The organism is Streptomyces sp. NPDC127129 (assembly GCF_042671585.1).
GTDB lineage: Bacteria > Actinomycetota > Actinomycetes > Streptomycetales > Streptomycetaceae > Streptomyces.
The window spans coordinates 294,961-317,044 of record NZ_JBHXTV010000011.1 but is presented as its reverse complement, the minus strand read 5'-3'; the positions used below and the strand labels follow the sequence as shown (position 1 = coordinate 317,044).

Sequence of the window (22,084 nt, the reverse complement as noted above, 5' to 3'; positions counted from 1 at the left end):
GGCATCAGCGCGGTTAGTCTGGCTCCGTGCACCCTCCGCCGAGCGTGCAAAGCCGACAGCCGTCGCATCCCAGGGAGCTCATCCATGGCCTCGTCGCCGACCCCTTCCGCTGACAGCCGGACCCGCGCCACAGCCCTCCGCGAGGCACTCGCGACCCGGGTGGTCGTGGCCGACGGAGCCATGGGCACCATGCTCCAGGCACAGGACCCCAGCCTCGAGGACTTCCAGAACCTCGAAGGCTGCAACGAGATCCTCAACGTCACCCGGCCCGACATCGTCCGCTCGGTGCACGAGGAGTACTTCGCCGCCGGCGTCGACTGCGTGGAGACCAACACCTTCGGCGCCAACTTCGCCGCCCTGGGGGAGTACGACATCCCCGACCGGGTGTACGAGCTGTCGGAATCCGGCGCCCGCATCGCCCGCGAGGTCGCCGACGAGTTCACCGCCTCGACCGGACGGCAGCGCTGGGTCCTCGGCTCCATGGGCCCCGGTACGAAGCTGCCGACGCTGGGCCACGCCCCGTACACCCTCCTGCGCGACGCCTATCAGCAGAACGCCGAGGGCATGCTCGCCGGCGGCGCCGACGCGCTCCTCGTGGAGACCACCCAGGACCTGCTGCAGACCAAGGCGTCCGTCATCGGCGCCCGCCGCGCCCTGGACGCCCTCGGTGCCGACGTGCCGCTGATCGTGTCGGTCACGGTCGAGACCACCGGCACCATGCTGCTCGGCTCGGAGATCGGCGCCGCGCTCACCGCGCTCGAACCGCTCGGCATCGACATGATCGGCCTGAACTGCGCCACCGGTCCGGCCGAGATGAGCGAGCACCTGCGCTACCTGGCCCGCCACTCCCGTATCCCGCTCTCCTGCATGCCCAACGCCGGCCTGCCCGTCCTCGGCAAGAACGGCGCCCACTACCCGCTCACCCCGGTCGAGCTCGCCGACGCCCAGGAGACCTTCGTCCGCGAGTACGGACTGTCCCTGATCGGCGGCTGCTGCGGTACGACCCCGGAGCATCTGCGCCAGGTCGTCGAGCGGGTCCGCGACCTCGCCCCCGGCGTCCGCGAACCGCGTCCCGAGCCCGGCGCCGCCTCGCTCTACCAGACCGTCCCGTTCCGCCAGGACACCTCCTACATGGCGATCGGCGAGCGCACCAACGCCAACGGCTCCAAGAAGTTCCGCGAGGCCATGCTGGAGGGCCGCTGGGACGACTGCGTGGAGATGGCGCGCGACCAGATCCGCGAGGGCGCGCACATGCTCGACCTCTGCGTCGACTACGTCGGCCGCGACGGCGTCGCCGACATGGAGGAGCTCGCCGGCCGCTTCGCCACCGCCTCGACCCTGCCGATCGTCCTCGACTCGACCGAGGTCGAGGTCATCAGGGCCGGCCTGGAGAAGCTCGGCGGCCGCGCCGTCATCAACTCCGTCAACTACGAGGACGGCGACGGACCGGAGTCCCGCTTCGCCAAGGTCACCCGTCTGGCCCAGGAGCACGGCGCCGCGCTGATCGCGCTCACCATCGACGAGGAGGGCCAGGCCCGGACCGTCGAGAACAAGGTCGCGATCGCCGAGCGGCTCATCGAGGACCTGACCGGCAACTGGGGCATCCACGAGTCGGACATCCTCATCGACACCCTCACCTTCACCATCTGCACCGGGCAGGAGGAGTCCCGCAAGGACGGCATCGCCACCATCGAGGCCATCCGCGAACTCAAGCGGCGCCGCCCGGACGTCCAGACCACGCTGGGCCTGTCCAACATCTCCTTCGGCCTCAACCCGGCCGCCCGCATCCTGCTCAACTCCGTCTTCCTCGACGAGTGCGTCAAGGCCGGCCTCGACTCGGCGATCGTGCACGCCTCGAAGATCCTGCCGATCGCCCGCTTCGACGACGAGCAGGTCAGCACCGCACTGGACCTGATCTACGACCGGCGGCGCCCCCAGCAGGGGGACGAGCCGGCCTACGACCCGCTGCAGAAGCTGATGGCCCTCTTCGAGGGCGCCACCACCAAGTCGATGAAGGCCGGCAAGACCGAGGAGCTTCTCGCCCTGCCGCTGGAGGAGCGCCTCAAGCGCCGCATCATCGACGGCGAGAAGAACGGCCTGGAGACGGACCTCGCCGAGGCCCTGCAGGAGCGCCCGGCCCTCGACATCGTCAACGAGACGCTGCTCGACGGCATGAAGGTCGTCGGCGAGCTCTTCGGCTCGGGCCAGATGCAGCTGCCGTTCGTGCTGCAGTCGGCCGAGGTCATGAAGACGGCCGTCGCCTACCTCGAACCGCACATGGAGAAGTCGGACGCGGACGGCAAGGGCACGATCGTGCTGGCGACCGTCCGGGGCGATGTCCACGACATCGGCAAGAACCTCGTCGACATCATCCTGTCCAACAACGGCTACAACGTGGTCAACCTGGGCATCAAGCAGCCGGTCTCGGCGATCCTGGAGGCCGCGGAGGAGCACCGCGCCGACGTCATCGGCATGTCCGGCCTGCTGGTCAAGTCGACCGTGATCATGAAGGAGAACCTGGAGGAGCTCAACCAGCGTGAGCTGGCCGCCAAGTACCCCGTGATCCTCGGCGGCGCCGCCCTGACCCGTGCCTATGTCGAGCAGGACCTCCACGAGATCTACCAGGGTGAGGTGCGCTACGCCCGCGACGCCTTCGAGGGCCTGCGGCTGATGGACGCGCTCATCGCCGTCAAGCGCGGTGTCCCCGGAGCCGTACTGCCGGAGCTCAAGCAGCGCCGGGTCGCCAAGCGGGACACCCCGGCCCTCCAGGCGGAGGAGCCGGAGCCGGGCGGCCGTTCCGACGTGGCCACGGACAACCCGGTACCCACCCCTCCGTTCTGGGGCACCCGCGTCAGCAAGGGCATCCCGCTGAAGGACTACGCGTCCTGGCTGGACGAAGGCGCCCTGTTCAAGGGTCAGTGGGGACTGAAGCAGGCCCGCGCGGGCGGTGCGACGTACGAGGAGCTGGTCGAGACCGAGGGCCGGCCCCGGCTGCGCGGCCTGCTGGACAAGCTGCACACCGAGAACCTCCTGGAGGCGGCCGTCGTCCACGGCTACTTCCCGTGTGTCTCCAAGGGCGACGACCTGATCATCCTCGACGAGGCCGGGAACGAGCGGACCCGCTTCACCTTCCCGCGCCAGCGCCGCGGCCGCCGCCTCTGCCTCGCGGACTTCTTCCGCCCAGAGGAGTCCGGCGAGACCGATGTCGTCGGCCTCCAGGTCGTCACCGTCGGCTCCAAGATCGGCGAGGCCACCGCCAGGCTGTTCGAGTCCGACTCCTACCGTGACTACCTGGAGCTGCACGGTCTCTCCGTGCAGCTGGCCGAGGCCCTCGCCGAGTACTGGCACGCCCGGGTCCGCGCCGAGCTCGGCTTCGCGGGCGAGGACCCGGCCGACGTCGAGGACATGTTCGCGCTCAAGTACCGCGGCGCCCGCTTCTCGCTCGGTTACGGGGCCTGCCCCGACCTGGAGGACCGGGCCAAGATCGCGGACCTCCTCCAGCCCGAGCGGATCGGCGTCCAGCTGTCGGAGGAGTACCAGCTCCACCCCGAGCAGTCCACCGACGCCATCGTGATCCACCACCCCGAGGCGAAGTACTTCAACGCGAGGTAACACCCGCCCCGCGGGTAAATCAGCGCACCTCAGGTGATCCGGACGTACACTGGTCGGTCCAGTGCAGGCCGGTCTCCCTCCCCCCGTACCGGGGAGGGAGACCGGCCTTCTCGTCCCTCCATGGAGGTGTGCCGGATGACCAGTACGGTCCCCGCGTCCTTGTTCCGCGCCAACGGAAGCTCCGCCCTGCAAGCGGTCTTCCTCGACATGGACGGCACCCTGGTCGACACCGAGGGGTTCTGGTGGGACGCGGAGGTCGAGGTCTTCGCCGACCTCGGACACCGGCTGGACGAGGCCTGGCGCGACATCGTGGTGGGCGGACCCATGACCCGCAGTGCGGGCTACCTCATCGAGGCCACCGGCGCCGACATCACGCTTCCCGAGCTCACGGTCCTGCTCAACGAGAAGTTCGAGCAGCGCATCGGCCTGGGCGTGCCGCTGATGCCGGGCGCCGAGCGGCTCCTCGCCGAGCTGGCGCAGCACGGCATCCCGACCGCGCTGGTCTCCGCCTCGCACCGCCGGATCATCGACCGGGTCCTCGCCTCGCTCGGCCGTGACCGCTTCACCCTCACGGTGGCCGGTGACGAGGTGCTGCGTACCAAGCCCCACCCCGAGCCGTATCTGACGGCGGCGAGCGGGGTCGGTGCGGACCCTTCGCTGTGCGCCGTCATCGAGGACACCGCGACCGGCGTGGCGGCCGCCGAGGCCGCCGGCTGCCGCGTGGTCGCCGTCCCGTCGGTCGCCCCGATCGCCCCCTCCGCCGGCCGGGTCGTGGTCCGCTCCCTGGAGGACGTGGACGTGCCCTTCCTGCGGACGCTGATCGCCGGGCCCTGACCCGTCGGTGAGCACCGCGCCGTGACCCGTCGGTACTCCCGGCCGTGACCCGTCGGTGATCGCCGGGCCGTGACACGGCCGGTGCTCTTCCCCGTACCTCTGTGACCGGCCATCCATGGAACGGGACCGGCCATCCGCGGAACGGCCGCACGCGTGACCTTCGTCACCCAGCGTGCAGGGCCCCCGGTGGCTGTCCCGCACCCCATGTCCGTAACGCCAGGTTTTGCCCACCGAGGTCTGTCCCGATTCGCACGTTCCCTGCTGAATCATTCCCGCGCATGACTATCGGGCTCACCGTATTCATGATCACTATCCGCATCCGGGCCCGCCCTTGCGCGGTCCGTCGTATCGGCGTCTCCCACTAATCTTTCGCGAGTACTCGCCGCACCTTCCGCGTGCACCGGCGCCGCATCCAAGTCGCCGCGAACACAGGACCGATCGCTCCCCATCCCGGCCCGATCGCCCGCCCGGAACGGGCAAAGCGGCGGAGTGTCCGTACGCCGCTGTATCCCAGTGCGGGATGAGGAGAACGCCCCGGATGAACCGCAAGACCTTGGCCCTGCCGGCCGTCGTCGGCCTGCTCGCCCCCCTGCTCGTCGCCTGCGGCGACTCGGACGAGTCCAGAGCCATCGTCGTCGGCACCACGGACCAGTTCGTCGCCACCAGCGAGGCCCCCGCGCCCTTCGACCCGGCCTTCGCCTACGACACCGGTGCCTGGAACATCCTCCGGCAGACCGTCCAGACCCTGATGCACGTGCCCCGCGGCGGCGGCGAGCCCGTCCCCGAGGCCGCCGAGAGCTGCGGCTTCAGCGACCGGGCCAGCGAGAGCTACCGCTGCAAGCTCCGCGAGGGACTCACCTTCGCCGACGGCTCGCCCCTCACCGCCGCGGACGTCAAGTTCTCCGTCGAGCGCGTCCTCGCCATCAAGTCGGACAACGGCACCGCCGCCCTCCTCGCCAACGTCGACACCATCGAGACCAACGGCGAGCGCGAGGTCGTGTTCCACCTCAAGACCCCCGACGCGACCTTCCCGTACAAGGTCTCCACCCCCGTCGCCGGCATCCTCAGCAAGAGCAAGTACGGCGCCAAGGAGCTGCGCGAGGGCTTCGACGTCGACGGCTCCGGGCCGTACGTCATGAAGACCGAGCGCGACGGCGAGCGCATCACCAAGGCCGTCTTCACGAAGAACCCGCACTACAAGGGCGACATAGCCCTCAACAACGACAAGGTCGAGCTGCGCTCCTTCCCCGACGCGGATGTCATGGGCAACGCCCTGGAGAGCCGCGAGATCGACATGATGACCCGCTCCATGTCGCTCGACCAGGTCCGGTCGCTCACCGAGAAGCCCAAGGACGGCATCGAGCTCACCGAGGTCCCCGGCCTGGAGATCCGCTACCTCGCCTTCGACACCGACGCCCCGTCCGTCAAGGACAAGGCCGTCCGGCAGGCCATGGCCGCCGTCATCGACCGGGGCGCGATCGTCAACTCGGTCTACGGAGCGACCGCCCAGCCGCTCTACTCGCTGATCCCCTCCAGCGTCACCGGCCACTCCACCGCCTTCTTCGACGCCTACGGCGAGCCCAGCAAGAGCCGCGCGGCCGGCATCCTGCGCAAGGCCGACATCACCGCCCCGGTCGCGCTCACGCTGCACTACACCACCGACCACTACGGCGTCGGCACCAAGGCGGAGTTCGAGGCGCTGCGCGACCAGCTCAACGCCACCGGGCTCTTCGACGTGACCGTCAAGGGCAGCGAGTGGTCTACCTTCCGGCCCGCGCAGAAGCGCGGCGACTTCCCCGTCTACGGCCTCGGCTGGTTCCCCGACTTCCCGGACCCGGACAACTACGTCGCCCCCTTCCTCGACGCCGACAACTTCCTGAACACCCCCTACGTCAACGCGTCCGTACGCGACCAGTTGATTCCGCGCTCCCGCCGCTCCGCCGACCGCAGCGCCGCGAGCCCCGTCTTCGGACAGATCCAGAAGATCGTCGCCCAGGACGTACCGGTCCTGCCGCTCTGGCAGGGCAAGCAGTACGTCGCCGCTCACGACGACCTGACCGGTGTCGAATGGGCGCTGAACACCTCCTCGGACCTGCTCCTGTGGGAGCTCGGCCGCGGCAGCGCCTGACCCTCCTCAACCCGTTCGGCTACACCGGCCGCGCACCCGAGCGCGACCGGCCTGGCAAGAGATCAAGAGGCACGTTCTGTGAAGCACAACAAGTGGCTGACGGCCCCCCTCGCCGCGGGCCTGTCCGCCGCACTGCTCAGCGGCTGCGGCACGGAGCAGGGCGGAGGCGCCGCGAGCTCCGGTGAGAACGTCCGCGTCGGCATGTCCGACGAGGTACTGGCCACCGACCCGGCCGCCGGCTACGACCCCGGTTCCTGGCTGCTGTTCAACAACGTCTTCCAGTCCCTGCTCAGCTTCCCCAAGGGCACCACCGAGCCCCAGCCGGAAGCGGCCGAGAAGTGCGCCTTCACCGGTGCCGGCAAGGTGTACTCCTGCACCCTGCGCGAGGGCCTGAAGTTCTCCAACGGCAACCCGCTGACCTCGAAGGACGTCAAGTTCTCCTTCGACCGCGCGCTCAAGATCGACGACCCGGCCGGCCCGGCGCCGCTGCTCTCCTCGATCGCCTCCATCGACACCCCCGACGACCTGACCGTCGTCTTCCGTCTGAAGACCCCCGACGCCACCTTCCCGAGCAAGATCGCCTCGGGCGCCGGCTCGATCGTGGACCACCGCGAGTACGACGAGAACGCGCTGCGCACCGACGGCAAGGCCGTCGGCTCCGGCCCGTACAAGCTGGACTCCATCAGCGACACCGAGGCCGTCTTCTCGGTCAACGCCGACTACCGGGGCAGCGCCAAGCCGCAGAACGGCGGTGTCACCCTCAAGCTCTACGGCGGTGACCGCGCCGCCCTCTCCAAGGCCTTCGCCGACAACGAGGTCGACGTCGCCTACCGAGGCCTCAACGCCGACGACATCGCCACCCTCGAAGCCTCCGCGGACGACCAGGGCGTCGAGGTCGTCCAGGGCACCAGCGCCGAGGTCCAGCACCTCGTCTTCAACGTCAAGGACCCCGTCGTCGGCAAGCTCGGCGTCCGCCAGGCGATCGCCCACCTCGTCGACCGCGAGGCGCTCGTCCAGAACATCTACAAGTCGACGGCCACGCCGCTCTACTCGATCGTCCCCGCGGGCATCGCCGGCCACAACACAGCCTTCTTCGACACCTACGGCAGCCCCGACGCCGCCAAGGCCAAGAAGGCGCTGCGCAAGGCCGGCATCACCGACAAGGTGAAGCTCACCCTCTGGTCCACGCCGAGCCGGTACGGCCCCTCCACCGACCAGGAGCTCAAGGCGATAGCCGAGCAGCTCAACCGCAGCGGCCTGTTCCAGGCCGACGTGAAGTCCGTCGAGTACGAGCAGTACGAGAAGGACATCGCGGCGGGCAAGTACGGCGTGTACGTGAAGGGCTGGGTGCCCGACTACCCGGACGCGGACAACTTCACCGCACCCTTCTTCGGCGAGGGCAACGTCCTCGGCAACAACTACACCAACGACACCATCACCGGCACCCTGCTCCCGAAGACCGCCGCGGCCGCCGACCGCTCCGGCACCGGCCAGGACTTCGGCAGGCTCCAGGACCTGGTCGCCGAAGAGCTGCCCCTCCTGCCGCTCTGGCAGGGCAAGCAGTACGCCGTCGCCCGTGAGGGCATCACGGGTCTCGACTGGACGCTCGACGCCTCGACCGTCTTCCGCTTCTGGGAGATCAAGAAGGGCTGACGGGGGTCACCCGGAGGCGCCCGGCGCCACGGTGCACCGTCCCGTGGCGCCGAGCGAAAGGGCCCGGCACGCATCACGCGTGCCGGGCCCCTTTCCGTTCCGTTCCCGCTGTGCCGGGCCGCCGCCTACTGCGCGCCGGGGCGCACCAGACCGCTCTCGTACGCGTACACCGCGGCCTGGACCCGGTCGCGCAGGCCCAGCTTCGTCAGCACATGGCCCACGTGCGTCTTCACGGTCGTCTCGCTGACGAACAGGTCCGCCGCGATCTCCGCGTTGGACAGACCGCGCGCCACCAGCTTCAGGACCTCGACCTCACGCTCGGTCAGGGTGTTCAGCGTGTCCGGCACCTGCTCGTCGCCCGACGGAAGGTGCGCCGAGTACTTGTCGAGCAGCCGGCGCGTGATCGACGGCGCCAGCATCGCCTCGCCGGCCGCCACCACCCGGATCGCCTGCACCAGCTCGTTGGCCGGCGCGTCCTTCAGGAGGAAGCCGCTGGCCCCCGCCCGCAGCGCCTCCACCACGTACTCGTCCAGGTCGAAGGTGGTCAACACCAGCACCTTCGCCGGGCCGTCCCGGCCCGGACCCGTGATCTGGCGCGTCGCCTCGACCCCGTCCATCCGCGGCATCCGGATGTCCATCAGCACCACGTCGGGCTGGAGCGCCCGCACCTGGTCGATGGCCTGCAGGCCGTCCCCGGCCTCACCGACGACCGCGATGTCCTGCTCGGCCTCCAGGATCATCCGGAAACCGGTGCGCAGCAGCGGCTGGTCGTCGACCAGTAGGACGCGGATAGCCACGAGAACTCCTTCACGGCGCGGGCTGGACCGGGTCCATTCTGCCCTGCCCCGAATCGCCCGACTCCGGCGGGCGCGCGGAGACGATCTCGCCCCGGACCTCCTCCTGGATCTCCTCCCGGGTCTTCTCCCCGATCTCCTCCAGCGTCCTCTCCCGGACCTGCGGGATCTCCACGGGGGAATCGGCCCGGACCTCCGGGATCTCCGCGGGGGAATCGGCCCGGACCTCCGGGATCTCCGCGGGGGAACCCGCATCGACCTGCGGAGTCTCCTCGCGGACCGGGCCCCCGATCTCCAGCGGATACGCCGGGGGAGTCCCGCCGAACTCCGGACAGACCGCCTGGTGGTCGCACCAGCCGCAGAGCTTCGTCGGACGCGGCCGCCAGTCGCCCGTCTCCGTCGCGAGGCGGATCGCCTCCCACAGCGCCAGCAGCTTCCGCTCCACCCGGAGCAGATCCGCCTCCACCGGGTCGTACGTCAGCACGTCACCGCTGCCCAGGTACACCAGCTGCAGACGGCGCGGGATGACCTGCTTCAGCCGCCAGATCACCAGCGCGTAGAACTTCATCTGGAAGAGCGCGCCCTCGCTGTACTCCGGGCGCGGGGCCTTGCCCGTCTTGTAGTCGACGATCCGCACCTCGCCCGTCGGCGCCACGTCGATCCGGTCGATCACCCCGCGCAGCCGCAGTCCCGAGTCGAGCTCCGTCTCCACGAACAGCTCACGCTCCGCCGGCTCCAGGCGCGTCGGATCCTCCAGCGTGAACCACCGCTCGACCAGCCGCTCGGCCTCGACCAGCCAGCGCGACAGACGCTCCCCCTCCGCGTCCTCGGCGAACAGCTCACCCAGCTCGGGCCGCGACTCGAGCAGCCGGTCCCACTGGCCCGGGATCAGCGCCTTCGCCCGCGGCGCCGTCCGCTCCACCGCGGGATGGTCGAAGAGCCGCTCCAGGACCGCGTGCACCAGCGTGCCCCGTGTCGCCGCCTCGCTCGGCTTCTCGGGCAGCCTGTCGATCACGCGGAACCGGTACAGCAGGGGACACTGCATGAAGTCGCTCGCCCGCGAGGGCGACAACGACGTGGGCGTCCTGGCCCCCACGGGCGGCTGCTCGCTCGTACTCATGACACAGACCCTACGACCCGCCACTGACAGCGAGCCGAATACCATCGACGCCGGACCCCGTCACGCTGCATGATCGAAGAGTGACGCACGACAGGGGTCGCGCGGAAGGCTACGAGAGGAACCCGTGAACCAGGACGACGAGCGCGGCGAGAACAAGCGGCCGCGGTCCGGCGACGCGGAACCGCCGGCCAACGCCGACGCCCGCACCCGGCGGAGCGAGGAACCCGGCGGAGGCATCCTCATGGGCCGCCCCTTCGGCGTGCCCGTCTACGTCGCGCCCAGCTGGTTCCTCGTCGCCGCGCTGATCACCTGGGTCTTCGGCGACCAGATCCAGCGCGTCCTGCCCGACCTCGGCGCCGCCCGCTACCTGGTCTCCCTCTTCTTCGCGATCGCCTTCTACGCCTCCGTGCTGGTGCACGAACTGGCGCACACCATCGCCGCGCTCCGCTTCAAACTCCCGGTGCGCCGCATCCAGCTCCAGTTCTTCGGCGGAGTCTCCGAGATCGAGAAGGAGACGGAGACCCCCGGCCGCGAGTTCGTCCTCGCCTTCGTCGGCCCGCTCCTCTCGCTGGTCCTCGCGGGCGTCTTCTACCTCACGATGTACGCCGTCGAGCCCGGCACCGTCCCCGGCGTCCTCCTCGCGGGCCTGATGATCTCCAACCTGATCGTCGCCATCTTCAACCTGCTGCCCGGCCTCCCGCTCGACGGCGGCCGCATGCTGCGCGCCGTGGTCTGGAAGATCACCGGAAAGCCCATGACCGGCACCGTCGCCGCCGCCTGGGTCGGCCGCGCCCTCGCCGTCGCCGTCCTCGTCGGCCTCCCGCTCCTCACCCGCACCGGCCTCCTCGGCAACTCGACCGACGAGATCAGCGGCATGGACACCGTCACGGACGCCCTGCTCGCCGCGATCCTGGCCGCGATCATCTGGACCGGCGCGGGCAACAGCCTCCGCATGGCCCGGCTCCGCGAACACCTCCCCGAGCTCAGGGCCCGCACCCTCACCCGGCGCGCCATCCCCGTCGAGCCCGCCACCCCGCTCTCCGAGGCGCTCCGCCGCGCCAACGAGGCCGGGGCCCGCGCCCTCGTCGTCGTCGACGGCCAAGGCAACCCCACCGGACTCGTCCGGGAGACCGCCATCGCCGGCGTCCCCCAGCACCGCCGCCCCTGGGTCGCCGTCAGCACGCTCTCCCAGGACCTCACCGACGGCATGAGGGTCCCCGCCGAACTCACCGGCCAGCCCCTCCTCGACCACCTCCGCGCCAGCCCGGCCTCCGAGTACCTCGTCGTGGAGGACTCCGACGAGATCTACGGAGTGCTCTCCGCCGCGGACGTGGAACGTGCCTTCGTCAAGGCCATGGCACGACCCTCCGCATAACCCCGGTACTCTGGTCACATGTCCGAACCGACCGGTGCCGCCCGCCGTCGCGGGCCCTTCAAGGTCGGGGACCAGGTCCAGCTCACCGATCCCAAGGGACGCCACTACACGTTCACGCTCGAGGCCGGGAAGAATTTCCACACCCACAAGGGTTCCTTCCCCCACGACGAGCTGATCGGTGCTCCCGAGGGCAGTGTTGTCCGTACCACGGGAAACGTCGCCTACCTCGCGCTGCGCCCCCTGCTCCCCGACTACGTCCTGTCCATGCCCCGCGGCGCCGCCGTGGTCTACCCCAAGGACGCGGGGCAGATCCTGGCCTTCGCCGACATCTTCCCCGGCGCGCGCGTCGTGGAAGCCGGTGTGGGATCGGGCTCTCTCAGCAGCTTCCTGCTGCGCGCCATCGGAGACAGCGGCATGCTGCACTCCTACGAGCGCCGCGAGGACTTCGCCGAGATCGCCAAGGGCAACGTCGAGCGTTACTTCGGCGGCCCGCACCCCGCCTGGCAGCTGACCGTCGGCGACCTGCAGGACAACCTGTCCGACACCGACGTCGACCGCGTCATCCTGGACATGCTCGCTCCCTGGGAGTGCCTGGAGGCCGTCTCCAAGGCCCTCGTCCCCGGCGGCATCCTCTGCTGCTACGTGGCGACCACCACCCAGCTCGCGCGCACCGTGGAGTCCATCCGCGAGTTCGGCTGCTACGCCGAGCCGCAGCCGTGGGAGTCCATGATCCGTAACTGGCACGTGGAGGGCCTGGCCGTCCGCCCCGACCACCGCATGATCGGGCACACCGGCTTCCTCGTCACCGCCCGGCGCCTCGCCGACGGCGTCGAGCCCCCGATGCGCCGCCGCCGCCCCGCCAAGGGCGCCTACGGCGAGGACTACGAAGGCCCCAACAAGGGCTGACATCCCCGAGGCTGACGCCCCGACAACGAACGCGTGCCGCCGTCGAGTTCCGCCCCAAGGGCCGGGAACTCGACGGCGGCACCTTCACGTTCGGCATCTTTGCGCAGAGCCCGCACCCCACCTGTTCCGCCCGCCTGTGACGTGTGGCACGATGCCCGCAACTCCTTCCGCACCACCCTCACAGGAGACATCCCGCGTGCAGCCCCCCGCCGTCCCGGACCTCGCGCACACCCACGCCCGGCCGGTGCACTGGCTGGCCACCGCGACCGCGATGGCCGCCGTCGTGGCCGCCGCCGGACTGCTGCAGCCCGGCCCCGCCACCGCCACCACCGCCGCCGCCCCGGGCGCCGGGCCGGCCGCCGTACGGCCCGCGCCCGACGCCTCGACGGCCGAGTATCCCCTGGAGTGCGGGGGAGCCCCCGTCAAGATCGCGCAGCGCGCCTCCGGGGACCTCGACGGCGACGGAAACCCCGAAACCGTCGCAGTCGTACACTGCGAAGCCGGTTCGGGAACGCCGCCCCACGCCCTCTACGTCCTGACCCACGCCAAGACCGGCCCGGGGGCGCGCGTGGTGGCGACCCTCGTCGAGGCCGGCCTGCAGAAGAACGTCGCCGACCTCGCCGTACGCGACGGAGCGGTGGCCGCCACCCTGCTCGGCTACTCCTCCCCGGACGTACCGAGTTGCTGCCCCGACGAGCAGGAGCGCGTCAGCTGGCGGTGGAAGGGCGGAAGCTTCGTCCGCTCCGACCAGTCCGACGCGCGGAGCGTGTGATCCGTCACTCCGCGTCAGGGCCGTAGACCTCGACCCTGTCCGAAACCCTGCGGACGTGGATGCAGTCGCCCGGGCACTCCTTCGCGGAGTCCACGACGTCCTGGAGGAGCGGCAGCGGCACCGGCGTCGTGGCCCCGGTGTCCTGCAGCAGTTCGTCGTCCGCGCTCTTCACGTACGCCAGGCCGTCGATGTCGAGCTCGAAGACCTCGGGAGCGTACTGCGCGCAGATCCCGTCCCCGGTGCAGAGATCCTGGTCGATCCAGACCTCCAGCGCCTCGCCGGCGCCCTCCGTCGGGGCCTCGTGCTGCACGGTCATGTCTCCTGCCGTTCCTGAGCGTCGAAAAAAGAGATCGTTCTTCTAAGTCCGGTCAAGCCTGACGGGTGTTGACCACTGATGACGATACAACCGGCTGCTTTCCGATGTTGATGGGTGGGTATTCCCCTGGCGTGAGGGGAAGCGCAAGGGTGAAGATCGGACACACCCCGACAGTCTTTGTGATCTAGGGGTTTCAATCACCACCCACGCAGGTAGGGTCAGGAAGCGTCCAGCTCCCCTTGGAGGAGGTGAGGACCGTGGCAGCCCACGACGACGACATCAACCGCGGCATCCGGCCGGGGCGGGGGTCTGAAGACCCTGCCGGCCAGGTTGCCTATCTCGAGCAGGAAATCGCCGTCCTGCGCCGCAAGCTCGCCGACTCTCCGCGCCATACGAGGATTCTCGAAGAGCGGATCGTCGAGCTGCAGACAAACCTGGCCGGCGTGTCCGCGCAGAACGAGCGGCTCGCGAACACACTCCGTGAGGCCCGCGACCAGATCGTGGCTCTCAAGGAGGAGGTCGACCGGCTCGCACAGCCGCCGGCCGGCTTCGGTGTCTTCCTGCAGGCCAACGAGGACGGCACGTGCGACATCTTCACCGGGGGCCGCAAGCTCCGGGTGAACGTCAGCCCCAGCGTCGAGCTCGACGAGCTCCGGCGCGGCCAGGAAGTCATGCTCAACGAAGCGCTCAACGTGGTCGAGGCCATGGAGTTCGAGCGCGCCGGGGACATCGTCACCCTCAAGGAGATCCTCGAGGACGGCGAGCGCGCCCTGGTGATCGGGCACACCGACGAGGAACGGGTGGTCAGGCTCGCCGAGCCGCTGCTGGACATCACCATCCGTCCTGGCGACGCCCTGCTGCTCGAACCCCGCTCCGGCTACGTCTACGAGGTCGTGCCGAAGAGCGAGGTCGAGGAACTGGTCCTCGAAGAGGTCCCGGACGTCGACTACGACAAGATCGGCGGCCTCGGCGGCCAGATCGAGATGATCCGGGACGCGGTCGAGCTTCCGTACCTCTACCCGGACCTCTTCAAGGAGCACGAGCTCCGGCCGCCGAAGGGCATCCTGCTCTACGGTCCGCCCGGCTGCGGCAAGACGCTGATCGCGAAGGCCGTCGCCAACTCCCTTGCCAAGAAGGTCGCCGAGGTGACCGGGCAGCCCGCCGGGAAGTCCTACTTCCTGAACATCAAGGGTCCCGAGCTCCTCAACAAGTACGTCGGCGAGACCGAGCGGCACATCCGCCTCGTCTTCCAGCGTGCCCGAGAGAAGGCGAGCGAGGGCACCCCCGTCATCGTCTTCTTCGACGAGATGGAATCCCTCTTCCGCACCCGCGGATCCGGAGTCAGCTCGGACGTCGAGAACACGATCGTCCCGCAGCTGCTCGCCGAGATCGACGGAGTGGAAGGCCTGGAGAACGTCATCGTCATCGGCGCCTCCAACCGCGAGGACATGATCGACCCGGCGATCCTGCGGCCCGGCCGGCTCGACGTCAAGATCAAGATCGAGCGCCCGGACGCCGAGGCCGCGAAGGACATCTTCGCGAAGTACCTCACGGCCACGCTTCCGCTGCACTCCGACGACCTCTCGGAGCACCACGGCTCCAAGGAGGCCGCGGCCCACGGAATGATCCAGTCCGTGGTCGAGCAGATGTACGCGGAATCCGAGGAGAACCGCTTCCTCGAGGTCACCTACGCCAATGGCGACAAGGAAGTCCTGTACTTCAAGGACTTCAACTCCGGAGCGATGATCCAGAACATCGTCGACCGGGCCAAGAAGATGGCCATCAAGGCCTTCCTCGACCACAACCAGAAGGGCATCCGCGTCTCCCACCTCCTCCAGGCCTGCGTGGACGAGTTCAAGGAGAACGAGGACCTGCCCAACACCACCAACCCCGACGACTGGGCCCGGATCTCCGGAAAGAAGGGCGAGCGGATCGTGTTCATCCGCACCCTCGTCACCGGAAAGCAGGGCGCGGACACCGGACGCTCCATCGACACGGTGGCCAACACCGGTCAGTACCTCTAGATCGCACACCGGCTGCGGAGGTCCGGACCCACGGACCTCCGCAGCCGGACGCTTTTCCCCGCAGTTTTCCTCGCAGGAATGACGTAATCGATCTCCCCACCGGCGCGGAGTCGCTCTAGGCTCGTCGGTACTTGTAGCGCCGCACCCGATGGGGAGCGCCGCCGGGCAAGGAGGGCCGCATGACCGTACGGCGAGTAATGGGCATCGAGACGGAGTACGGGATCTCCGTTCCGGGCCACCCGAACGCCAATGCCATGCTCACCTCGTCCCAGATCGTCAACGCCTACGCGGCGGCGATGCACCGGGCGCGCCGCGCCCGCTGGGATTTCGAGGAGGAGAATCCGCTGCGGGACGCCCGCGGCTTCGACCTCGCCCGCGAGGCCGCCGACTCCACTCAGCTCACGGACGAGGACATCGGCCTGGCCAACGTGATCCTCACCAACGGCGCCAGGCTCTACGTCGACCACGCCCACCCCGAGTACAGCGCCCCCGAGGTCACCAACCCCCGCGACGCGGTCCTCTGGGACAAGGCCGGCGAACGGATCATGGCGGAGGCCGCCGAGCGGGCCGCCCAGCTCCCCGGCGCCCAGCCCATCCATCTGTACAAGAACAACACCGACAACAAGGGCGCCTCCTACGGCACCCACGAGAACTACCTGATGAAGCGGGAGACGCCCTTCTCGGACATCGTCCGCCACCTCACCCCGTTCTTCGTCTCCCGCCAGGTGGTCACCGGCGCGGGACGGGTCGGCATCGGCCAGGACGGCCGCGAGCACGGCTTCCAGATCAGCCAGCGCGCCGACTACTTCGAGGTCGAGGTCGGTCTGGAGACGACCCTGAAACGGCCGATCATCAACACCCGCGACGAGCCCCACGCGGACGCCGAGAAGTACCGCCGGCTCCATGTGATCATCGGCGACGCCAACCTCTCGGAGATCTCCACCTACCTCAAGCTGGGTACGACGGCGCTGGTCCTCTCCATGATCGAGGACTCGTTCATCAACGTGGACCTCGCCGTCGACCAGCCCGTGCGCACCCTCCACCAGGTCTCCCACGACCCCGGCCTCCAGTACCTGATCACGCTGCGCAGCGGCCGGACACTCACCGCGGTCCAGCTCCAGATGGAGTACTTCGAGCTGGCCAGGAAGTACGTCGAGGAGCGCTACGGCGTGGACGCCGACGAGCAGACCAAGGACGTCCTGGTCCGCTGGGAGGACACCCTCAACCGGCTCGAGAACGATCCGATGAGCCTGGCCGGGGAGCTGGACTGGATCGCCAAGCGGGAGGTCATGGAGGGCTACCGGCGGCGGGACGGCCTCGACTGGGACGCGGCACGGCTGCACCTCGTGGACCTGCAGTACGCCGACGTGCGCCCCGAGAAGGGCCTGTACAACCGTCTGGTGGCCCGTGGGCGCATGAAGCGCCTCCTGGACGAGTCCGAGGTCGAGAGGGCGGAGACGAAGCCTCCGGAGGACACCAGGGCCTACTTCCGCGGCCGCTGCCTGGAGCAGTACGCGGACGATGTGGCGGCCGCGTCGTGGGACTCCGTGATCTTCGATCTTCCCGGTCGCGACTCGCTCCAGCGCGTGCCGACGCTGGAGCCCCTGCGGGGCACCAGGAACCACGTGAAGGAGCTGCTCGACCGGTGCAGGACGGCGGAGGAACTGGTCCGCGTCCTGTCGGGCGGCTGAAATGGCCGGGCACTGGGAATCATGGGACTAGTGCCCGGACGTTGTAGCAAACTGCGGGGCCGATGTCAGACCTGGCTTGTAGGGTCTGATCTTGAGAGACCCAACCGAGCGGGCCGATTCGAGCGGGGTGAGGGATATGGCGACCAAGGACACCGGCGGCGGACAGCAGAAGGCGACGCGTTCCACGGAGGAGGTCGAGGAGACGACCGCGGAGGCGAGCTCCGACCTCAAGGAACGCCAGGAGAAGCTGAGCGACGACGTGGACTCCGTCCTGGACGAGATCGACGACGTCCTTGAGGAGAACGCCGAGGACTTCGTGCGGTCCTTCGTGCAAAAGGGCGGACAGTAGGCCATCTGACCTTCGAATCGAAGGCGGGGGTGGGTGACTCATCGGGTCACCGGACGGTGCGGGCCACGGCGCCCGCACCGTCCCGTCACAGCGCGGCACCGTGCGTGCGCGCGGGCCGGCAGCGGCCGGCAGCTCCCCAGGAAGCCGATGTGGATCACCGTCACGAGCCGGGTAGGGTCCGTGACGTACCGTGCTTCAACTGCAACGCGGCCAACGGCATGCCGGGAGACGAACCCGGTCCGCGTCGGGCCATCTCATATTTGGAGGGACACGCGTGGAAGCCAACACTCGTAGCACCGGGCGTCTACCAGCTGCCTTCCTGACGCCGGGCTCGTCCTCGTTCATGGACTTCCTCTCCGCCCACTCGCCGGAGATGCTCCCGGGCAACCGGAAGCTGCCGGAGGGTGTCGTCGAGGCGCCGCACGGCACGACGATCGTCGCCGTGACCTTCCCCGGTGGTGTGGTCCTCGCCGGTGACCGGCGGGCGACCATGGGCAACATGATCGCGCAGCGCGACATCGAGAAGGTGTTCCCGGCCGACGAGTACTCGGCCGTCGGCATCGCCGGCACCGCCGGTCTCGCCGTCGAGATGGTCAAGCTGTTCCAGCTGGAGCTGGAGCACTTCGAGAAGGTGGAGGGCGCGACGCTCTCCCTGGAGGGCAAGGCGAACCGCCTGTCCACCATGATCCGCGGCAACCTCGGCATGGCCATGCAGGGGCTGGCCGTCGTGCCGCTCTTCGCCGGCTGGGACGAGGGCAAGGAGAAGGGCCGGATCTTCTCCTACGACGTGACCGGCGGCCGTTCCGAGGAGCACGGCTTCGCCGCCACGGGCTCCGGTTCGGTCTTCGCCCGCGGTTCCATGAAGAAGCTGTACCGCCCCGACCTCACGGAGGAGCAGGCCACCACGCTGGTCGTCCAGGCGCTGTACGACGCCGCCGACGACGACTCGGCGACCGGCGGCCCGGACCTGTACCGCCGCATCTTCCCGATCGTCACCGTCATCACCGACGAGGGCTTCCGCAGGCTCACCGAGGAGGAGTCCTCCTCGCTCGCCCGCTCGGTCACCGATCGGCGCCTGGAGCAGCCCGACGGCCCGCGCGCGGCCCTGCTCTGATCCCTCGTCGTTCTCCCTCCGGACCTGGTCCGGAGGGACCCCAGCCCAGAAGAAAGGGGCGGATAGCCGGTGTCTACTCCGTTCTACGTCTCACCCCAGCAGGCCATGGCCGACCGGGCGGAGTACGCCCGCAAGGGCATCGCCCGAGGCCGCTCTCTGGTCGTCCTGCAGTACACCGACGGCATCGTGTTCGTCGGTGAGAACCCGTCCCGCGCGCTGCACAAGTTCAGCGAGATCTACGACCGGATCGGCTTCGCCGCGGCGGGCAAGTACAACGAGTACGAGAACCTCCGCATCGGCGGTGTGCGCTACGCCGACCTGCGGGGCTACACCTACGACCGCGACGACGTGACGGCCCGTGGTCTGGCCAACGTGTACGCGCAGACGCTGGGCACGATCTTCTCCAGCGCCGGCGAGAAGCCGTACGAGGTGGAGCTGGTCGTCGCGGAGGTCGGCGAGGAGCCCGAGGGCGACCAGATCTACCGGCTGCCGCACGACGGCTCGATCGTGGACGAGCACGGCTCGGTCGCGGTCGGCGGCAACGCGGAGCAGATCAGCAGCTTCCTCGACCAGCGGCACCGCGACGGCATGTCGCTCGCCGAGGCGCTGAAGCTGGCCGTGCAGGCCCTCTCGCGGGACACCAACGGCAGCGAGCGGGAGATCCCCGCGGAGCGTCTGGAGGTGGCGGTCCTCGACCGCAAGCGCCCCCAGCAGCGCAAGTTCAAGCGGATCGTCGGGCGCCAGCTGGCGCGTCTCCTGGACGCGGACAACGCGGCGAGCGCCAGGACGGACGAGCCGTCCGACGAGATCGCGGAGGACTCGGAGGAGTAGAACTCCGGGAGCATGACGTGTGGGAGGCCCCGGGCGGCGAAATGCGGCCCGGGGCCTCCGGCGTACCCGGAACAGCCGGGTCCGATCCGTGGCCGGTTCAGGCCGGCGCGGGGCCGGAGGAGGCTCGGGCGACGAGGGTCACCGGGAGGTCGCCGGGGTCGGGGCTGTCGCCCGCCAGGACGGCCAGGAGAGCGGCCATGCCGCGCTCGCCGATGTGCTCGGCGGGCAGCCTGACGGTGGTGAGTTCCGGCTCCACGGCGGTGGCGAGCGCCAGATCGTCGAAGCCGGTGACCGAGACGTCCTCGGGGACGCGCAGGCCGAGACGGCGCGCGGCCTTGCACGCGCCGGCGGCGAGGACGTCGTCGTCGCAGATCAGGGCCGTGGGGCGCGGTCCCGGGCCGGTGAGGGCGTGTTCGGCGGCGGCGCGGGCGCCCTCCACGTCGAGGGGGGCGCGGACCGTCCGTACGTCCGCGTCGGCCAGCGCGGCGGCGAGGGCCGCCGCGCGGACGTCGAACGTCCAGGACGGCACCGCCGAGGCCAGGTGGACGAAGCGGCGGTGGCCCAGGGCCCTGAGGTGGGCGGTGACCTGACGCATCCCGTCGGCGATGTCGAGGTTGACGTGGGCGGCCGCGCCGGTGTCCGAGGGGTCGCTGTCGAGCATCACCAGTGGCAGGTCGGTGCCGCGGAAGGCCTTCAGGGCGTCCGCGGCCATGGAGGAGGCGATGATCCCGTCGAGCGCGGCCCGCGCGGAGGCGAAAGGGTCCTTGGCAGGGCCGACGCCGTCGGGGGAGGGGTAGAGCACGACGCCGAATCCGTGCCGGGCGGCGACCGTGGCGGCGCCGGTGTAGACCCGGGCGAAGAACTCGTTGGTGAGCGCCGGGACGACGAGCAGCGCGGTCCTCGTGCGGCCGAGACGGAGATTCCGAGCGGCGAGATTCGGCCGGTATCCGAGCGTGCGGGCGGCCTCGCGCACGGCCTCGGCGGTGCGCTCCGAGACCCGGCCCCGCCACTTGTCGCCGAGGACCAGGGAGACGGTCGCCTGCGACACCCCGGCGGCCCTGGCGACGTCCCGACTGGTGGGCCGCGCCGAGCCGGGGGACTCTGGGGTCTGCACTCGTGCCTCCGCGAGAGGTGGTCCACTGCCCGCGGGGTGGACCCGTGGGATCCCGCCATGGTACGTATGACCCAGGACGTTATACGTAAAACCTCGGGGGTGGACACCGGGGGAGAGGAGACCGACATGGCCACGGAGGCCAAGGAGAGCCGCGGATACCGCGACATCCTCAGGGCGCCGCACGCGCTGCGGCTGCTCACCGGCACGCTCGTCGGCCGGCTCCCCAACGGCACCGGGCCCATCGCCATCGTGCTCTTCGTCCGCTCCGAGGGCGGCAGCTACAGCCTCGCGGGCGGGCTCACCGCCGCGTACGGCATCGCGACCGCCGTCGGACAGCCGCTCCTCGGACGCGCCGTCGACCTGAAGGGGCAGCCGCGCGTCCAGCTCCCCGCCGCGCTCGTCTCCGCCCTCGGCATGATCGTCCTGGCTCTGGCCGGAATCAGCCCCCTCGTGCTCGCCTACGCGGCGGTCGTCGTCGCCGGACTCTTCACCCCGCCCCTCGAAGGCGGACTGCGTGCCCTGTGGCCGAGCGTCCTCGGCCGCGAGGACCGGGTCCACCGGGCCTACGCCCTGGACGCCGTGGCCCAGGAGGTCATGTTCACCGTCGGCCCCCTGCTGGTGACCCTCCTGGTGGCCCTCTGGTCGCCCGCGGCGGCCCTGTTCGTCATCAACGTCGTCGGCGTCCTCGGGGCGCTCTCCGTGGTCCTCTCCGAGCCCTCGCGCGCGTGGCGCTCGGAGCCCCGCGAGGCGCACTGGCTCGGCGCCCTGCGCTCGCCCGGCCTCCTGGCCCTGCTCGGCTCGTTCTTCTTCGTCGGGCTCGCCCTCGGCTCCATCACGGTCGCCGCCCTCGCGTACGCCGACGACCGGGGCAACGAATCCGCGTACGGCTGGCTGATGGCCGCCCTCGGCCTCGGCGCGCTGACGGGCGGCGTCCTCTACGGCGCCCGCCGCTGGGCCGGCGCCCCCGAGCGGCGGCTGACGGTCATCGTCGGTCTGCTCGCCCTCGGTTACCTCCCGCTCATGCTCACCCCCGGTGTCCTGCCGATGACCGCCCTCGCCGCGCTCTCCGGCGTCTTCCTCGCCCCCGCCCTCGCCTGCGGCTTCATCGTCGTCGACCGGCACGCCCCGAGCGGCACCGTCACCGAGGCCTTCTCCTGGCTCGTCACGACCTTCGGCGTGGGCGCCGCCCTGGGCTCCGCCGTCGCAGGGCCGGTCGTCGAACTCGCCGGAACCACCGCGGGCTTCGCCGTCGCCGGAGCCGGTGGCACGGTGGCCCTCCTGGTCCTGCTGGCCACCGGCCGGGTGCTCGCGGCGCCCGCCCGCCGAGAGCGACACGCCGTCAGCGCGGCCACGGCCGGGGCGGGCCGCACCGAAAAGAACACGCACTCATCGGAAAATGATCGAAACGGGGCCGTCGAACCCGGTTTCAGCTCAGGCCTTCAGGCGTAATG

The 22,084-nt window shown here is 70.0% G+C and carries 17 protein-coding genes and 1 pseudogene; 14 read left to right on the top strand and 4 right to left on the bottom strand.

The window, feature by feature from the left end:
• Window positions 1-84: 84 nt before the first annotated feature.
• From metH to ACFVGW_RS22800, 4 genes are all read left to right on the top strand, one after another.
• Complete coding sequence (gene metH / locus ACFVGW_RS22815) at window positions 85-3,612, top strand: methionine synthase (RefSeq protein WP_385853272.1); 3,528 nt, start codon at window positions 85-87, stop codon at window positions 3,610-3,612.
• Window positions 3,613-3,747: 135 nt separating this feature from the next.
• Window positions 3,748-4,446: an HAD family hydrolase gene (locus tag ACFVGW_RS22810; protein ID WP_385853271.1), complete on the top strand. Its 699-nt coding sequence runs from the start codon at window positions 3,748-3,750 to the stop codon at window positions 4,444-4,446.
• A 538-nt stretch (window positions 4,447-4,984) separates the two neighbouring features.
• Window positions 4,985-6,574: an ABC transporter substrate-binding protein gene (locus ACFVGW_RS22805; RefSeq protein ID WP_385853270.1), complete on the top strand. Its 1,590-nt coding sequence runs from the start codon at window positions 4,985-4,987 to the stop codon at window positions 6,572-6,574.
• A 78-nt stretch (window positions 6,575-6,652) separates the two neighbouring features.
• On the top strand, window positions 6,653-8,227 hold the full coding sequence (locus ACFVGW_RS22800; RefSeq protein WP_385853269.1) for an ABC transporter substrate-binding protein: 1,575 nt from the start codon (window positions 6,653-6,655) through the stop codon (window positions 8,225-8,227).
• A 125-nt stretch (window positions 8,228-8,352) separates the two neighbouring features.
• Here ACFVGW_RS22800 and ACFVGW_RS22795 read toward each other — a convergent pair whose 3' ends face one another.
• Together ACFVGW_RS22795 and ACFVGW_RS22790 are read right to left on the bottom strand one after the other, a co-directional pair.
• The gene (locus tag ACFVGW_RS22795) at window positions 8,353-9,024 is read right to left on the bottom strand and encodes a response regulator transcription factor (RefSeq protein WP_352186413.1); all 672 of its coding nucleotides are present in this window, start codon (window positions 9,022-9,024) and stop codon (window positions 8,353-8,355) included.
• A 286-nt stretch (window positions 9,025-9,310) separates the two neighbouring features.
• A pseudogene (locus tag ACFVGW_RS22790) lies at window positions 9,311-10,141 on the bottom strand (RecB family exonuclease); the annotation flags it as partial.
• Between the two features lie 241 nt (window positions 10,142-10,382).
• Between ACFVGW_RS22790 and ACFVGW_RS22785 the strand changes: the two are divergent.
• From ACFVGW_RS22785 to ACFVGW_RS22775, 3 genes are all read left to right on the top strand, one after another.
• Complete coding sequence (locus tag ACFVGW_RS22785; protein WP_385853284.1) at window positions 10,383-11,516, top strand: site-2 protease family protein; 1,134 nt, start codon at window positions 10,383-10,385, stop codon at window positions 11,514-11,516.
• 18 nt (window positions 11,517-11,534) lie between these two features.
• Window positions 11,535-12,422, top strand: coding sequence for a tRNA (adenine-N1)-methyltransferase (locus ACFVGW_RS22780; RefSeq protein ID WP_019884997.1), 888 nt, complete (start codon window positions 11,535-11,537; stop codon window positions 12,420-12,422).
• Window positions 12,423-12,618: 196 nt separating this feature from the next.
• Window positions 12,619-13,194: a hypothetical protein gene (locus ACFVGW_RS22775; protein ID WP_385853268.1), complete on the top strand. Its 576-nt coding sequence runs from the start codon at window positions 12,619-12,621 to the stop codon at window positions 13,192-13,194.
• Window positions 13,195-13,198: 4 nt separating this feature from the next.
• Here ACFVGW_RS22775 and ACFVGW_RS22770 read toward each other — a convergent pair whose 3' ends face one another.
• A complete protein-coding gene (locus ACFVGW_RS22770) occupies window positions 13,199-13,510 on the bottom strand; it encodes a ferredoxin (RefSeq protein WP_383224724.1) in 312 nt (103 codons plus the stop codon).
• Between the two features lie 257 nt (window positions 13,511-13,767).
• Between ACFVGW_RS22770 and arc the strand changes: the two genes are divergently transcribed.
• From arc to prcA, 6 genes are all read left to right on the top strand, one after another.
• Complete coding sequence (arc, locus tag ACFVGW_RS22765) at window positions 13,768-15,534, top strand: proteasome ATPase (RefSeq protein WP_352186418.1); 1,767 nt, start codon at window positions 13,768-13,770, stop codon at window positions 15,532-15,534.
• Between the two features lie 179 nt (window positions 15,535-15,713).
• The gene (gene dop, locus ACFVGW_RS22760; RefSeq protein ID WP_385853267.1) at window positions 15,714-17,225 is read left to right on the top strand and encodes a depupylase/deamidase Dop; all 1,512 of its coding nucleotides are present in this window, start codon (window positions 15,714-15,716) and stop codon (window positions 17,223-17,225) included.
• A gap of 136 nt (window positions 17,226-17,361) precedes the next feature.
• On the top strand, window positions 17,362-17,574 hold the full coding sequence (locus ACFVGW_RS22755) for a ubiquitin-like protein Pup (protein ID WP_175439096.1): 213 nt from the start codon (window positions 17,362-17,364) through the stop codon (window positions 17,572-17,574).
• Window positions 17,575-17,678: 104 nt separating this feature from the next.
• Window positions 17,679-17,897 carry an endonuclease domain-containing protein gene (locus ACFVGW_RS22750; RefSeq protein WP_352186420.1) on the top strand — a complete coding sequence of 73 codons (219 nt, stop codon included), beginning with the start codon at window positions 17,679-17,681 and terminating at the stop codon, window positions 17,895-17,897.
• Entirely contained in the window at window positions 17,849-18,688 is an 840-nt protein-coding gene (prcB, locus tag ACFVGW_RS22745) for a proteasome subunit beta (protein WP_361439010.1), read from the top strand. Before ACFVGW_RS22750 ends, prcB begins: the two co-directional genes overlap by 49 nt.
• Window positions 18,689-18,757: 69 nt before the next feature.
• On the top strand, window positions 18,758-19,519 hold the full coding sequence (gene prcA / locus ACFVGW_RS22740; protein ID WP_383224732.1) for a proteasome subunit alpha: 762 nt from the start codon (window positions 18,758-18,760) through the stop codon (window positions 19,517-19,519).
• A gap of 97 nt (window positions 19,520-19,616) precedes the next feature.
• Here the strand turns inward: prcA and ACFVGW_RS22735 are convergent, their stop codons facing one another.
• On the bottom strand, window positions 19,617-20,633 hold the full coding sequence (locus ACFVGW_RS22735; protein ID WP_385853266.1) for a LacI family DNA-binding transcriptional regulator: 1,017 nt from the start codon (window positions 20,631-20,633) through the stop codon (window positions 19,617-19,619).
• A 126-nt stretch (window positions 20,634-20,759) separates the two neighbouring features.
• Here ACFVGW_RS22735 and ACFVGW_RS22730 point away from each other — a divergent pair, with 126 nt between their 5' ends.
• Entirely contained in the window at window positions 20,760-22,082 is a 1,323-nt protein-coding gene (locus ACFVGW_RS22730; RefSeq protein WP_385853265.1) for an MFS transporter, read from the top strand.
• The last annotated feature ends 2 nt before the right edge of the window (window positions 22,083-22,084 follow it).

Excerpts from the sequence above, each read along its gene's own strand:
- metH (WP_385853272.1), top strand. The coding sequence starts at position 85 with ATGGCCTCGTCGCCGACCCCTTCCGCTGACAGCCGGACCCGCGCCACA.
- ACFVGW_RS22810 (WP_385853271.1), top strand. The coding sequence starts at position 3,748 with ATGACCAGTACGGTCCCCGCGTCCTTGTTCCGCGCCAACGGAAGCTCC.
- ACFVGW_RS22805 (WP_385853270.1), top strand. The coding sequence starts at position 4,985 with ATGAACCGCAAGACCTTGGCCCTGCCGGCCGTCGTCGGCCTGCTCGCC.
- ACFVGW_RS22785 (WP_385853284.1), top strand. The coding sequence starts at position 10,383 with ATGGGCCGCCCCTTCGGCGTGCCCGTCTACGTCGCGCCCAGCTGGTTC.
- ACFVGW_RS22780 (WP_019884997.1), top strand. The coding sequence starts at position 11,535 with ATGTCCGAACCGACCGGTGCCGCCCGCCGTCGCGGGCCCTTCAAGGTC.
- ACFVGW_RS22770 (WP_383224724.1), bottom strand. The coding sequence starts at position 13,510 with ATGACCGTGCAGCACGAGGCCCCGACGGAGGGCGCCGGCGAGGCGCTG.
- dop (WP_385853267.1), top strand. The coding sequence starts at position 15,714 with ATGACCGTACGGCGAGTAATGGGCATCGAGACGGAGTACGGGATCTCC.
- ACFVGW_RS22755 (WP_175439096.1), top strand. The coding sequence starts at position 17,362 with ATGGCGACCAAGGACACCGGCGGCGGACAGCAGAAGGCGACGCGTTCC.
- ACFVGW_RS22730 (WP_385853265.1), top strand. The coding sequence starts at position 20,760 with ATGGCCACGGAGGCCAAGGAGAGCCGCGGATACCGCGACATCCTCAGG.